A 12,388-nucleotide genomic window follows, 5' to 3' on the forward strand; every position below is an offset into this window, starting at 1 on the left:
CATGGTGGGGCCCGACGTCGTTATGTGCTTTAAAGACCTCCTAGGAGTCCGCCTGCGCCTCCAAAAGGCGCCCAAGGCGGCGGAGGGCATCCTCCGCCTTTTTGCGTCCCAGAGCGTCGTCCACGGCGTTGTCGCTGATGGCAAGTTCCACTTCGCAGCCCTGGGGGAAATCGGCGATCATAACCTGCAGCAGGGACCGGGCGTCCACCTTGCCGGCGCCAGCCTTGCTGATTGTGACCGGAAGTCCCGTGTCAGTGACGGCGCGGACGAATGCTGCGGCCGGACGCGCATGCAGGCCCACCGCGGCTGCCACCACGGCCTTCTGAATTGGCAAAGGGACTCCTTCTTCGGGTGACGGCCCCCATCCGTCTGTTCGCAAAATTCCAGAGATAAATATAGCTGGACCTTCTTTCACAGGACGAAAGAGGAAGTGGTCAGCCTACTGGTCTAGACCGTCCTAAAATTGAGTCAGCAACCGACGGAGGAGAAAAGACCATGGCAGGTGGCGCCAGTGCGATCGCGGGGGACATTGACCGCACCAGCGGAACCGCAATCTACGTCCAGCTTCGCGAGATCCTTCGCACCTACATCGCCCAGTCATGCCCGCCGGGATCGGCCCTCCCCTCTGAACGGGATCTGGCCGAGCGGTTCGGCCTTGCCCGGATGACGGTCCGCCAGGCCATCGACGCCCTGGTGGGGGAGGAGGTCATCGAGAGGGTGGTGGGGCTTGGCACGTTTGTCCGCCGGCCGAAGGTCGATCTGCAGGTAAAACTGACGTCCTACAGTGAAGAGATGCAGCGCCGCGGCATGGTGCCTGCGGCAAAAGTCCTCAGTTTCGAGCAGATTGGCGCCAGCGCTTTCCTGGCCCGGGAACTCCAGCTGGATGAAGGCACCCCGCTGGTGCGGTTCCGCCGGCTCCTCCTTGCAGACGGCGAGCCCATGAGCGTGGATGAAAACTTCATCCCTGCACACAGGGTGCCGGGCCTGCTTGATGGGGAGCCGCCGACATCCCTGTACAACGTCCTCAGCGAACAGTTCGGGCTGGTGATGGAATGGGGGGAGGACATGATTGAGGCCACCGCAGCGTCGCCGTCAACAGCAAGGCTGCTGAACGTGGAGGTGGGGGCGCCGCTTCTGAAAATCCAACGGCATGCATTTGTGGCGCGGGCCATGGTTGACTACTCGGTCTCGTACTACCGTGCTGACCGGTACAAGCTGTGGGTGCCCCTGCAGCGCCCGGGAGCAAGACGGTCACGCAGCCACTGACCCTCGCCCTTCTCACCGGCTCCAGGGCCGGCTGTACCGTTTAGGTGCTGCTGCGAACGCCGGAAACGCAGAAAGGCCCGATCCATTATGGATCGGGCCTTTCTGCGTTCTGGCAGCTGAACCTAGTGCGTCAGGCTCTTGCTGCCTTCTGCCGCTTCCACAGCCTCGTGGCCGTGGCCGTGTGCGGCTGCCAGCTCAGCGGGGGTTGCCGGGGCGACCCGGTCCTCGAAGAACCAGCGGGAGAGGAAGGCGCGGCGCTTTTCCTTGCTGGTCACCACACCGTGCTCGTTTGGCTCAGCGGGGAGGACCTGGGGCGACTCGAAGCCCACCAGTTTGTAGCGCTTGTACTCGTCCAGCGGAGCATGGACCTCGATGAATTCACCGTGGGGGAGCCGAACAATACGGCCGGTTTCACGTCCGTGCAGGGCGATCTCGCGGTCCTTGCGCTGCAGCGCAAGGGCTACACGCTTGGTCACGATGAAGGCGATGACCGGTCCCACAAAGAACAATGCCCGCAGCCAGTAGGTGACGTCGTTCAGCGATACGTGGAAGTGCGTTGCGATGAGGTCGGAACCTGCAGCGGCCCACATGACGCAGTACCAGACGAACCCTGCCATGCCGATGGCGGTCCGGGTGGGGGCGTTGCGGGGACGGTCCAGGACGTGGTGCTCACGGTCGTCCTTGGTTACCCAGCGCTCGATCCACGGGTAGGTGAACATCACGGTGAACAGGATGCCGGCGGGTACCAGTGCCGGCAGCAGCACGTTGAACGTGAAGACGTGTCCGAACCAAACCTGCTCAACGTGCCAGCCGAATGGGTTGCCGGGCATCAGGCGCAGGGCACCGTCGACGAAGCCGATGTACCAGTCAGGCTGGGTACCGGCCGACACAGGGGAGGGATCGTACGGGCCGTAATTCCAGATCGGGTTGATGGTGAAGAACGCGGCCATCAGGGCGATCACACCGAAGACGATGAAGAAGAATCCACCGGCCTTCGCTGCGTAGACAGGACCGAGGGGGTATCCGACGACGTTGTTGTCATTGCGTCCGGGGCCGGGGTACTGCGTGTGCTTGTGGACAACCACCATGAACAGGTGCATGACAATCATCAGCAGGATCAGTGCCGGCACCAGCAGGATGTGCAGCATGTAGAGGCGGCTGATGATGGCAGTTCCCGGGAATTCGCCACCAAAAAGGAAGAACGAAATGTACGTTCCGATAATCGGAATCGACTTGATAACACCATCGATGATGCGCAGGCCGTTGCCGGACAGGAGGTCATCCGGGAGTGAGTAACCGGTGAACCCGGCCGCCATGGCCAGGATCAGCAGGACGCAGCCCACGACCCAGTTCATTTCGCGCGGGCGGCGGAAGGCGCCGGTGAAGAAGACCCTCAGCATGTGTACTGCAACCGACGCTACGAACAGCAGCGCTGCCCAGTGGTGCACCTGGCGCATGAACAGACCGCCGCGGACATCAAAGGAGATGTTCAGCGATGAGCTGTAAGCCACAGACATCTCCACGCCCTTCAGCGGCACGTAGCCGCCGTCGTAGTGCGTTTCAGCCATGGACGGGTCGAAAAAGAACGTCAGGAAGGTGCCCGAGAGCAACAGGATGACGAAGGAGTACAGCGCCACTTCACCGAACATGAATGACCAATGGTCGGGGAAGACTTTACGGCCGAATTCCCGAAGGATTCCGGAGCCGCCGACACGGGAATCGACAAAGTCGGTAAACCGTCCGGTCTTGGTTTTGGCAACGAAAGCGGGTTCAGCTGTTGATGTCGCGCTCATGCTCATCACGCTCCCAGTAACTTGGTCCTACGGGTTCATGGAAGTCGCTGGTAGCGACGAGGTAGCCCTGGTCATCAACTGCGATGGGCAGCTGGGGGAGAGGGCGGCTGGCGGGGCCGAAGATCACCTTGCATTCCTGCGTGAGGTCGAAGGTGGACTGGTGGCACGGGCACAGCAGGTGGTGCGTCTGCTGCTCATACAGAGCAACCGGGCAACCGACGTGGGTGCAGATCTTCGAGTAGGCAACGATGCCGTTGTAGCCCCAGTCTTCGCGGCCCTTGGAGGGGTGCAGCGATTCGGGATCGAGGCGCATGAGCAGCACAACGGCTTTTGCCTTCTCGTTGAGCTTGCCCTCCTGGAGCTCGTTCAGCCCCTCGGGGATGACGTGGAAGGCGGAACCGATGGTGACATCCGAGGCCTTGATGGGAGTTCCGTCGGGGTCCCGGGTAAGGCGCTTCAGCTTGCCGTCCTGCGGGGCCCACATGGTGTGTGCGAGCTTGTCGTCAGGGCGGGGTCCCAGGTCACCGAAAATGGCGACGGCGGGGAGCGGCGCCAGGGCGACAGCACCGAGGAGAGTGTTGCGGATCAGCGGGCGGCGCTTGATGCCCGTTTCTTCCACAATGTCATCGACGATGCGGACAGCAGCCTGGCGGTCCTCTTCGTAGCGGATGGCGTGCCGTTCCTCGGAGACCTCGTGGTCGGGCATCAGGGCCTTGGCCCAGTGCACGATGCCGGTACCGATACCCAGCATGGCGAAGGCGGTGCCTATGCCGAGCAGGGCGTTCTGGAGCCGGATGGTGGCAATGCTGGAATCATTACCCAGGTCGATGGCGAAGTACGCCACCAGGAAGATCAGGGTGCCAACAACAGAAATGCCAAATAGTAAGGCGACCTGCCGTTCTGCCCGCTTTGCGGCCTTCGGGTCCGTGTCAGCCAGGCGCAAACGATGCGGGGGAATTCCAGGGTCCTGGAACTTCTCCACCTCATTCTGACCAGCCGTAGCTACGGTGCCCGAGTGGTTCGGACTGCCGTCACTATGGTTGCCCATAATTCGCCTCATCCTTCTCTCGTCCCGGCTGTTGCCGGGTTAGTTTCTAATATCAAGCTGCTGACTGGGCAGCAGAAGTTTTGTGCGTCCTGCGGAGCGTCAGGAGGTCCTGGACGTGAGCCAGATGGTGAAGGCGATGATGATGCCAAGACCGGCCACCCAGACGAACAGGCCCTCGGCTACCGGGCCAAGCGAACCCAGGTCGGCGCCGCCCGGCGAACCGGTGGTCTCGATCTGCTTCAGGAAGGTGATGATGTCCTTCTTGCCTTCCGGCGTGATGTTCGCATCGTTGAACACCGGCATGTTCTGCGGGCCCGTGGCCATGGCTTCGTAGATGTGCTTGCCGGTGACATCGGCGAGGGCAGGCGCGAACTTGCCCTGGGTGAGCGCGCCACCGGCTGCGGCGGCGTTGTGGCACATCGCGCAGTTGGTCCGGAAGAGCTCGCCACCGGCTGCTGCGTCGCCGCCACCGTTTGTCAGCTCATCCGAAGGAATTGCCGGGCCGGCTCCCAGCGAAGCTACGTAAGCTGCAAGCTGTGAGGTCTGCTCGTCATTGAACTGGACAGGCTTCTTCATGGCCTGGGGACCGTTCATCTGCATCGGCATGCGCCCGGTTCCGACCTGGAAGTCAACAGCGGCAGCACCCACACCAACCAGTGAAGGAGCATCCTTGGAACCGCTGGCGCCCATGCCATGGCAGGTGGCGCAGTTCGCGGCGAACAGCTTGCCGCCCTCTTCGACGTCGCTTGCGCTTGCGGTGGTGGTGCTCGCCTTGGCCTCATTCATCGAGGTTGCCACGGTGTACAGCCCGCCCGTGATGAGGAGTCCCATCAGAAGCAGCGCTATTGCTGCAAGTGGGTGACGCCGCTTTTGTGAGAGTGCCTTCACGTGGTGGTTCCTTTATTCGATCCTGCGCCGGCTCCGGGAGCCGCTACCTGAAATTCTGCCTCTTGTAGAAAAAGAATCAAAGCTGGCTACTTGAGTACGTAGATGACCAGGAAGAGGCCAATCCACACGACGTCAACGAAGTGCCAGTAGTAAGACGTGACGATCGCGGATGTTGCTTCGAAATGTCCGAACTTCTTCGCCGCAAAGGACCGGCCCATGATGAGCAGGAAGGCAATCAGGCCGCCGATGACGTGGAGGCCGTGGAAGCCGGTGGTCATGTAGAAGGCCGAGCCGTAAGCGTTGGAGGAGAGCGAGACGTGCTCGGAGACCAGCATGGCGTACTCGGTGGTCTGGCCGGCCACGAAGAACGCTCCCATCAGGAACGTCAGGGTGAACCATTCGTTCATTCCCCAGCGGGCGAACTGCAGGGCACCTCCGGTGCGGCGGGGCTGCAGGCGCTCTGCAGCGAACACGCCCATCTGGCAAGTGAAGGAACTGGCCACGAGGACGATCGTGTTTACGAGCGCAAACGGGAAGTTGAGCTTGGCTGTCTCTTCGGCCCACATCTGACCACTCGTGGAGCGGAGCGTGAAGTACATGGCAAAGAGACCGGCGAAGAACATCAACTCGCTGGACAGCCACACAACGGTTCCTACAGAAACCATGTTGGGGCGGTTCAGCGTGGGGTGCGCCGGGGTACTGGGGGCATGGGTCGCAGATGTCACATAGACATTATGTCTGTAAAAGTCCGTGCTGCCCAACGCAAACCGCCTTTTCGGGGGACTTTTTCTACAAAGACGCGAAATTGCCGGGAAAAGTTCCCGGCACCGTTCACATTGGTCACCGCCTGCCATCCCTCGATAGCATCAGCAGGTGACTTCACAGGCATCCGCAGCTCCCGGCAACACCTGGCCCCGCCTGATCTCCGCACTGATCAAAGGCACTGACCTCACGGCGGAGAACACCTCCTGGGCCATGGATACCATCATGTCCGGCGAGGCGACGCCTGCGCAGATCGCCGGTTTCCTGGTGGCGCTGAGCGCCAAGGGAGAAACGGTGGATGAACTGTCGGGCCTGGTTGAAGCGATGCTTGCCCATGCCAACCCGGTGGCGATTTCCGGCGAGAAACTCGACATCGTCGGGACCGGTGGTGACCAACTTAACACCGTCAACATCTCCACCATGGCCGCTCTTGTCGCTGCCGGCGCCGGCGCAAAGGTGGTCAAGCACGGCAACCGGGCCGCGTCGTCGTCGTCCGGTTCCGCGGACGTACTCGAAGCGCTTGGTGTACGGCTCGACCTGACGATCGCCCAGGTGGCACGCAACGCGGAGGAGGCGGGAATCACGTTCTGCTTCGCGCAGGTGTTCCACCCGTCTTTCCGCCACACCGCTGTTCCCCGCCGCGAACTCGCCATTCCGACGGCGTTCAACTTCCTGGGACCGCTCACCAACCCCGCCAACGTGCAGGCATCTGCGGTGGGCGTGGCCAATGCGCGGATGGCACCCCTCGTGGCGGGCGTGCTGGCCCGCCGGGGGAGCAGGGGCCTGGTGTTCCGTGGCAACGACGGACTTGACGAGCTCACTACAACCGGGCCTTCCACGGTGTGGGAAATCCGCGGCGGCGCCGTGGAGGAACTACGTTTCTCTCCGCAGGACCTGGGCATCAGCCTGGCCACTGTTGAGCAGCTCCGCGGGGGCGACGCGGCTGCCAACGCCGGGGTGGTCCGGGACGTGCTCGCGGGGAAGGAGGGACCGGCCCGTGATGCGGTCCTGCTGAACGCAGCGGCTGGCCTGGTGTCCTTCGACCGCGAAGCGGAGGGCCCGTTCCTGGCCCGCATGCAGAAAGCCTTCGCGCGTGCAGCGGACTCGATCGACTCCGGTGCGGCCGCGGCGGTCCTGGACCGTTGGGTGTCCCTGTCCCGGGCCTGAATCAGCTGCCTGGGACCGCGGGCCTGAAGGTTACTGCTCGAAGCCGAGCGAGAATGCGGCGTCGAGGTCGTGCTGTGAGTAGGCGCGGAAGGCGATGTGGGTGGTGGTGTGGACCACGGCGGGAACCTTCGAGAGCCGGTCCGCAATAACGTCCGCCAGGTCCTCGTGACGGTGGACCCGCGCCACCGCGATCAGGTCCCATTCCCCGGTGACGGAGTAGACCTCGCTGATGCCTTCGATGGCAGAGATCTCCTCGGCCGTCTCGGGAATGCGGGCGGCGTCAGTCTTGATCAGAACAAATGCGGTGACCACGTTCGAACCCCTTCGATCAGTTCCGGCGCAGCAAGGCCCGGCAGGTTTTTCCTCTGCTTCCAACCCTATTACACGGCGCCCATGTCCCTGGCTGCACCCGTCCTGTATCCCCGGCGCTATCTACGGCGCAGCCGTGCTGCACCGGCCAGCAGGAGGCGGTAACCGAGCAGGAAAACCGCAAGTGCCAACGTGGCCACAATGACAAACGGCAGGACAACTGTCTGGTTGGTCAATGCCCGCAGGAGCATGCCAACCACAAGCGTGCCCAGCCAGACCGGCACGCCTGCGCGGATGACGGACAGGGGGCTGCGCCATGCCCCGGAGGCCAGCCATCCAGCAGCCGCACCGGCGAGGAAGGGCCAGGCGGTCAGCAGCACACCCAGGACGGGTTCCTCCCGGTGGTGCGCATCGCGCCCTATCGCGGCGAAGACAAGGATCAGCACGAAGTCAGCCGCAGCCACCGCCAGGACAATTCCTGCGGATGCTGTTGGCGTTGGCTTCGTTTTCAGGGAACTCATGTTTCGAGCTTAGCCGCCTTGCCGGTGCAGGGTTGCGCGGGGGAGAGGGGCCCATGATCGCGCTTGTGGCGCTTGCTTTCAGCGGCTAGGCACGTGGGTAGACGGGTATTACCGCAGACGTGGTCCTCTCCACGGTGCACCCCCGGGCCGTCAGGCTTCGCCGCTAAGCCTGAGGCTGCCGCGGGTGATGGAGTAATGTCTGCAGGACCTGAGCCATTGCCATTCCCACCGGAGACAGCGTGAACAAAGCCTTGTGGATTTGCTGCCTGGTTGGTGCTGCCCTGGGAATCAGTTTGGGCCTCGCGCTGTTCCACACCCCGTTCTGGGGCGCTTTCCTTGGGCTGGGAGCGGGCGCGGTCGTGGGTGCGTCGTTACGCCGCAGGCACTAGAGATGCGGGAGCCCTTTCAACTCTACTTGACATAATGTAGATTATCGGCGTTTTAGGGAGCAGTCCGGATGGGGTGCTGCGGACATCCAATCCCGGTCCTGGAAGCATGACGAATCCGCTGGTCAAACCCCGACAGGACCATTGTCTTTATTCAGGCCCCCGTCAAGAATGAAGCAATGACGGTCTACGTGCGTTCACTCGAAACAGCAGTTCCACCGACAAAGCTGATCCAGTCCGAAGCCCGCGACGTTTTTGCCGCCCAGCCAGGCTTGTCGCGTTTGGGTTCACGACTGGTCAATACGTGTTTTGACAGTGCGGCGATCGATACCCGGTTCACCGCCGTCGAGGAACTGACCAACACGTCCCGGGCGGAAAACCCGCAGTTCTACGACCAGGAATCCGGCCTGCTGCTGAACCCGAGCACCAAGGTCCGGAATGACATTTTCGCGCGGGAAGCCACCAAGCTCTTCGTGGGGGCTGCCCGCGCTGCCCTGCAGGCCGCGCCGGAACTGGATTTACTTGACATAACTCATCTCGTCACCGTCTCCTGCACCGGTTTCTTCAACCCTGGCCCCGATTACAAGGTGGTGCGGGAACTCGGCCTTAGCCCCGCCGTCCAGCGGTACCACCTTGGTTTCATGGGCTGCTACGCGGCCTTTCCGGCCCTTCGTGCCGCGAAACTCTTCTGTGAGGCGGACCCCAACGCGGTGGTCCTGGTTGTCTGCGCCGAACTGTGCTCCCTGCACGTACGCACCTCCAATGACCCGGACACCATCATGGGCTCGGCCCTGTTCGCGGACGGTGCCGCGGCCGCCGTCGTCACCGCCCGGCCAGGCTCGGAGGAAACAGCCCTGCTGACGCTGGACCACTTTGAGACCGTCCTGACGCCGGTCGGTGAGGACTCCATGGCCTGGAACATTGGCGATAACGGGTTTGAGATGGTGCTGGGCAACTACGTGCCCCACATCATTGACGACCACATCGTGGATGCCCTGAAGCCCCTCCTCGCCAAGGAGCCGGAACTGGCGGCACTCCCCTACACCGCCGTCCCCCACTGGGCCATCCACCCGGGCGGCCGGAGCATCCTGGACAAGGTGCAGTCCCGGCTGGGCCTCAGCGACGCTCAACTGGTGCCCGCACGCCACGTCCTGCGCAACTATGGCAACATGAGCAGCGCCACGGTGTTGTTCGTCCTCAAGCACATCCTGGAACAACCCGTCCAGGAAGACGTGCAGGATGATGGGCGCATCTGCTCCATGGCCTTCGGCCCCGGCCTGACCGTGGAGACCGGCCTGTTCACCAAACTCCGCCAGGCAGTGGCGGGCAGCCGGAGCAACGCTGGCCAGGACCTGGCGGCGCAAGATCTGGAGGCCCTCGAGGACCGGGACTCCGCTGAAGCGCCGGTCGCCTGACGGGGTTCCGCACATGGGAATCCTGCTTCGCCGGCGTGCCGCCGGGGACATCGAGGAAATGGATCGGCCCGACTGCGATCCCCGTCTTCTGGACAACACCTACCGCCAGTTCGGCGTCATCAACCGTGTCCTGTCGGGATGGCGGAGGCTGTACGTCCGGGAGCTTCGGACGATCACGTCACCGGGCCGTGGCCCCGTGACTGTCCTGGACATCGGTTCCGGCGGCGGAGACCTCGCTGTGATGCTGGCCCGGTGGGCCGCGCGGGATGGCAAAGCGATGCAGGTCCTGGGCATCGACCCTGATCCGCGGGCAGCCCGGTTCGCCCGGCAACGGCCACCACTGCCTGGCGTGGAGTTCCGCCAGGCGCACAGTAGTGACCTGGTCCGGGAAGGGGCGGTGTTCGACGTCGTAATCTCCAACCACGTGCTGCACCACCTCGCGCCCGCCGAGTTCCGCCAACTTCTGGCCGACTCGGAAATCCTGGCGGCCCGCAAAGCACTGCACAACGACCTCATCCGCAGCCCCGTGGCGTTTGCCCTTTTCGGCGTGGCCGCGCTGCCGTTCCGGCATTCGTTCATCCGGGGAGACGGCCTCACCTCAATCCGCCGCAGCTACCTGCCGGTGGAGTTGGCGGCGGCCGCTCCCCCGGGCTGGTCCGTGGAACGCTCATTGGTTTTCCACCAAGTCCTGACGTACCGCAAGGGCTGACATGGAAACCGATGTCCTGATCGCCGGCGGCGGTCCCGTAGGCCTTTACCTTGCTGCCGCGCTCCTGCAGGAGGGTGTGTCGGTGAAAGTCCTGGAGCAACGGCAGTCGCGGAACCGGCACACCCGCGCCATAGGCATCCATCCTCCCGCGCTCAAGGCACTCGCCGGCGTCAAGGTGGCAGCAGATATGGTGCAGGAGGGCGTCCACATCAGGGCGGGCATGGCCGTCAGCGGCGGAAAGACCGTGGGAACGATGGCCTTCGACGACGTCTCCACGGAGTTTCCGTTCGTGCTGGCGCTTCCACAGTTCCGAACTGAAGAGCTCCTGGAGAACCGGGTCCGCGCACTCGATCCGGGGGCGGTCGTCCGGGGTGCACAGGTCACCGGCGTAACGGACGACGGCGGCCGGGTCACCGTGGCGTTCGACTCCGGCTCAGGCGCTGGCCGGTGCAGCGGCAGCGCCGGCGCTGCGTTGCTGGCGGTGGCGGACGGCGCCCGGTCCGGGCTGCGCGACGCCCTCGGGATCCCTGCCTCCGGGCGGACGTACCCCGACCACTACCTCATGGGCGACTTCGACGAATGTACCCACTACGGGGAGAAGGCTGTCCTGTTCCTTGAGCCGGAGGGAATCGTTGAGTCCTTTCCGCTGCCGGGCGGAGTTCGCCGATGGGTGGTGCGGCTGGACCGGCCGGCACCCCCGGGTGCAGTGGCGGACGACCTTGCGGACCTGGTGCGGGGACGCACGGGATTCCTCCCGAACGCGGCCACCAATACGATGCTGAGCGGCTTCAGCGTGCGGTCGGCTCTTGCCGGGCGGACGGTTGCCGGACGGGCCGTGCTCCTCGGCGATGCCGCCCATGAGATCAGTCCCATCGGTGGGCAGGGCATGAACCTTGGCTGGCTGGATGCCGCTGAGGTGGTGCCCGTGATCTGTGCGGCGCTGGCAGGCCAGCCGGTGGGCAGGCAGCTGCGGGAGTTTGAGAAACGGCGGAGGCAGGCTGCAGTCATGGCCAGGCGGCAGGCTGAGGTCAACATGATGCTCGGCAGGCCTTTGCCCGCTCCGCTCTTGTCAGTGCGCACGGCCGCAATAGGCGCGGCCGCAGCCGTTCCCGCCGTGAACCGTTGGGTTGCGCGGCGTTTCACCATGCACTAGTCACGACGCACCCGTCATCCTGCGCTAGGGCGTGTCTCCTAAACCCGGGTTGGTTAAGCCGGGATGCTTGATGAGTGTCTCGTACTTCTGTTTTGACTGATGGGCAGTGGGCCCGCATCCAGCCGTTGCTACCGTCCTCTGATGGTCGTCGGGGCCGTCCTTTTCGGGACGACCGCCGGGTGGTCGAGGGCATCATTTACCGGTATCGGTGCGGAATCGCGTGGCGGGATGTGCCTGGCGAGTTCGGTCCGTGGCAGACGATTTGGAAGCGTCACCGCCGCTATAGCGGTGACGGAACTTGGGACAGCATTCTGGCGGCTTTGCTGACGGTTGCGGACTCTCAGGGTGAAGTGGACTGGTCGGTCTCGGTCGATTCGACGGTGAACCGTGCCCACCAGCACGGCACGAACCTTCCCCGCACCACAGGGGGCCGGCTCGAATTACATGAATCTGTGTGCTGAACCGGACGACCATGCCATTGGCCGGTCGCGCGGCGGGCTGAGTACCAAGATCCACGCCCTGGTTGATGGCAAAGGCAGGCCCCTAGTTCTGCTGGTCGCGCCGGGACAGGGCGGCGATGCGCCGATGTTCGCCCACCTGATGAACCAGTTGAAGGTCAACCGGGCCGGTCCGGGCAGGCCACGTACCCGCCCGGACCGGGTTCGTGGAGACAAGGCCTACTCATCGAGGGCCATCCGAACCCAGCTCCGGGATCGAGGCATCGTCGCTGTCATCCCGCAACCATCCGACCAGATCGGCCACCGCAAGCGACGAGGATCCACCGGAGGCAGGCCTCCGGCCTTCGACAAAGAGGACTACAAAGGCCGGAACGTCGTCGAACGGAACTTCAACATCTTCAAGCAATGGCGTGCCCTGGCGACCCGCTACGACAAACTCGCCCTGACCTACCGCGGCGGAGCCGTTCTCCGGGCAATCAGCATCTGGCTGACAGCTTTAGGAGACACGCCCTA

General features: G+C 63.6%; 13 protein-coding genes. 6 read left to right on the forward strand and 7 right to left on the reverse strand.

Translation table 11 applies throughout. The annotated features are described in order from the left end of the window. Positions 1-40: 40 nt before the first annotated feature. Entirely contained in the window at positions 41-334 is a 294-nt protein-coding gene (locus ACTJK0_RS09630; protein WP_110542975.1) for an HPr family phosphocarrier protein, read from the reverse strand. A gap of 161 nt (positions 335-495) precedes the next feature. Here ACTJK0_RS09630 and ACTJK0_RS09635 point away from each other — a divergent pair, with 161 nt between their 5' ends. After that, positions 496-1,266: a GntR family transcriptional regulator gene (locus ACTJK0_RS09635; RefSeq protein WP_440744993.1), complete on the forward strand. Its 771-nt coding sequence runs from the start codon at positions 496-498 to the stop codon at positions 1,264-1,266. A gap of 122 nt (positions 1,267-1,388) precedes the next feature. On the opposite strand, the gene qcrB is transcribed toward ACTJK0_RS09635, so the two are convergent. The 4 genes from qcrB to ctaE all read right to left on the reverse strand — a co-directional run bounded on the left by qcrB (position 1,389) and on the right by ctaE (position 5,720). Continuing rightward, on the reverse strand, positions 1,389-3,059 hold the full coding sequence (qcrB, locus tag ACTJK0_RS09640) for a cytochrome bc1 complex cytochrome b subunit (RefSeq protein WP_440744994.1): 1,671 nt from the start codon (positions 3,057-3,059) through the stop codon (positions 1,389-1,391). Next, positions 3,037-4,107 (reverse strand): cytochrome bc1 complex Rieske iron-sulfur subunit, encoded by a 1,071-nt coding sequence (gene qcrA / locus ACTJK0_RS09645; protein WP_110542978.1) that lies wholly within the window; start codon positions 4,105-4,107, stop codon positions 3,037-3,039. Before qcrA ends, qcrB begins: the two co-directional genes overlap by 23 nt. Positions 4,108-4,206: 99 nt before the next feature. Further along, entirely contained in the window at positions 4,207-4,995 is a 789-nt protein-coding gene (gene qcrC, locus ACTJK0_RS09650) for a cytochrome bc1 complex diheme cytochrome c subunit (RefSeq protein WP_110542979.1), read from the reverse strand. An 86-nt stretch (positions 4,996-5,081) separates the two neighbouring features. Then, entirely contained in the window at positions 5,082-5,720 is a 639-nt protein-coding gene (ctaE, locus tag ACTJK0_RS09655; protein WP_175318541.1) for an aa3-type cytochrome oxidase subunit III, read from the reverse strand. 148 nt (positions 5,721-5,868) lie between these two features. Here ctaE and trpD point away from each other — a divergent pair, with 148 nt between their 5' ends. Next, a complete protein-coding gene (gene trpD / locus ACTJK0_RS09660) occupies positions 5,869-6,924 on the forward strand; it encodes an anthranilate phosphoribosyltransferase (RefSeq protein WP_110542980.1) in 1,056 nt (351 codons plus the stop codon). Positions 6,925-6,954: 30 nt separating this feature from the next. On the opposite strand, the gene ACTJK0_RS09665 is transcribed toward trpD, so the two are convergent. Next, positions 6,955-7,236, reverse strand: a complete 282-nt coding sequence (locus ACTJK0_RS09665; protein WP_043456257.1) for an Lrp/AsnC family transcriptional regulator — start codon at positions 7,234-7,236, stop codon at positions 6,955-6,957. Between the two features lie 116 nt (positions 7,237-7,352). Then, entirely contained in the window at positions 7,353-7,754 is a 402-nt protein-coding gene (locus tag ACTJK0_RS09670) for a DUF3054 domain-containing protein (RefSeq protein ID WP_440744995.1), read from the reverse strand. A gap of 565 nt (positions 7,755-8,319) precedes the next feature. On the opposite strand from ACTJK0_RS09670, the gene ACTJK0_RS09675 reads away from it, so the two are divergent. The 4 genes from ACTJK0_RS09675 to ACTJK0_RS09690 all read left to right on the forward strand — a co-directional run. After that, positions 8,320-9,555, forward strand: a complete 1,236-nt coding sequence (locus ACTJK0_RS09675; protein WP_440744996.1) for a type III polyketide synthase — start codon at positions 8,320-8,322, stop codon at positions 9,553-9,555. 13 nt (positions 9,556-9,568) lie between these two features. Further along, on the forward strand, positions 9,569-10,264 hold the full coding sequence (locus ACTJK0_RS09680; RefSeq protein ID WP_440744997.1) for a class I SAM-dependent methyltransferase: 696 nt from the start codon (positions 9,569-9,571) through the stop codon (positions 10,262-10,264). Position 10,265: 1 nt separating this feature from the next. Further along, complete coding sequence (locus tag ACTJK0_RS09685) at positions 10,266-11,417, forward strand: FAD-dependent oxidoreductase (protein ID WP_440744998.1); 1,152 nt, start codon at positions 10,266-10,268, stop codon at positions 11,415-11,417. Between the two features lie 74 nt (positions 11,418-11,491). Further along, positions 11,492-12,388, forward strand: a protein-coding gene (locus ACTJK0_RS09690; protein ID WP_440744999.1) for an IS5 family transposase whose coding sequence is annotated in 2 segments (ribosomal slippage) — positions 11,492-11,842 and positions 11,844-12,388 — 896 coding nt annotated over the 2 segments. Because the reading frame shifts where the segments join, the coding sequence is not laid out codon by codon here. This gene is flagged as partial in the annotation.

This window comes from Paenarthrobacter sp. 22069 (assembly GCF_052046035.1).
In the GTDB taxonomy this organism is placed as follows: Bacteria; Actinomycetota; Actinomycetes; order Actinomycetales; family Micrococcaceae; genus Arthrobacter.